Source organism: Aeromonas sp. (genome assembly GCF_051657805.1).
Taxonomy (GTDB): domain Bacteria; phylum Pseudomonadota; class Gammaproteobacteria; order Enterobacterales; family Aeromonadaceae; genus Aeromonas.
Genome location: NZ_JBOFLJ010000012.1, coordinates 1 through 1,313, shown reverse-complemented (window position 1 = coordinate 1,313; position 1,313 = coordinate 1). Strand labels below are relative to the sequence as shown.

At 58.5% G+C, this 1,313-nt stretch carries 1 protein-coding gene; it reads right to left on the bottom strand.

From position 1 onward, the window contains the following. The coding region (locus ACRCYW_RS05180) for a hypothetical protein (RefSeq protein ID WP_438549094.1) at positions 1–740 on the bottom strand (740 nt) is incomplete at its 3' end. Positions 741–1,313 lie beyond the last annotated feature (573 nt).

Below are 1,313 nucleotides of genomic sequence, written 5' to 3'. Positions count from 1 at the left end.
TACGTGACCGCTCTGAAGACTTCGCTCTCCCGCCTGAGCATGTCCATGAAACCTTCTCCCGCGCGGCAGGCGATGGAGGGGCTGTTGACCGATCCCATAGGTAGGCCCACATACCAAAGGTGCTCTCCAGTGACTGGGTGGATGATTCCAATCAGGTCGCGTTCCTCGGGCAGTGTGCTGAAGTTGTGGAAGTGCTTGCTGGCGTCGGCGATGGCCGACCATCCCCCAGAGTAGAGGTGGGGGAGGATGTCCTTGGCGGAGGGGAGGAAAATGGGGTCCAACCCACAACAATCATTTTGCCCGCCCTTTTTCATGTCTGCAATGCACCTCCACTGACCCGGTTGCCCTGGTTTTGGGACCACAAACAAGGGGCAGACTCTTCGCAATTTTCTGGTGGCAGGTCGGACCACCCCCAGGGCCTTGAGTTCTTCCACGAAGGTGCAAACCACTTCTATTTGTTCCGGCGTGAGTGCAGGGTTGGGTACTATCTCGTCACCTGGGTCTATCAGGAACCGCATACTGGATCCTATCCGGATGGCTTCCCGGTGGGGTTCGGGGAACTCCCACCAGAGCAATTGGAGGTATTTCGGGCCAGCCTCCGTGTAATTCTTTCGGTGGACATCTAGGGCGTCCAGTCCTTCCGTCCAGAGTTGATCTTCATCTGGGCGTCCTTTAATAATCTGGCGGAGTCTGGCGGTTGAGTCCTGGTAGAATTGGTCGCCCTCGGATAGGTCGGGCATCTGGTATTCCCAGGGGGCAGCCGGTATGTCTTTTGGGTTTGGAGGGGCCGGTGTGTCGATGGGGGCCTCGTAGATGGGGACCCCGCCCCGGGGATCATCTAGCGGTCGTGCCCCCCCCTGGCTTCCCTTCAACCACTGTCCGAGGGTGTCACATACGGCGGTCCAGATGTGTAGGCGGGTGGCGTCTATGACCGTGGTGGTTGGTATACGAGCGTCACTGGTTACCCAATCCAAAGGGAGGCCCTTACCTTTGGCCAATTCCTCGGCCTGCAACTGGTGCACTCCAGTTTCGCTGTCCACCACCCAGGCTCCTAGCTGGTCGGGCATGACTCCGGCGGAGGTGTACAAGGGTGAATTTTCCACCAATCCGACGACTTCTCCCGTGTCTGGTATTTCCCCTGGAGGATAACCCGAATGAATTGCACCTCTAGGAGGGCGGGATCGGTGTGGGATCCGGTGGAGGGGTAGCAGAAGGTTTCGCATGGGTCGTGCCGGGAGGCCCTGAGGAAGAGGAGGTTCAGGCAGGGTTTGCCCTATTCCTGGGAGTACATACACTTCGACTAGTCGCTCCTG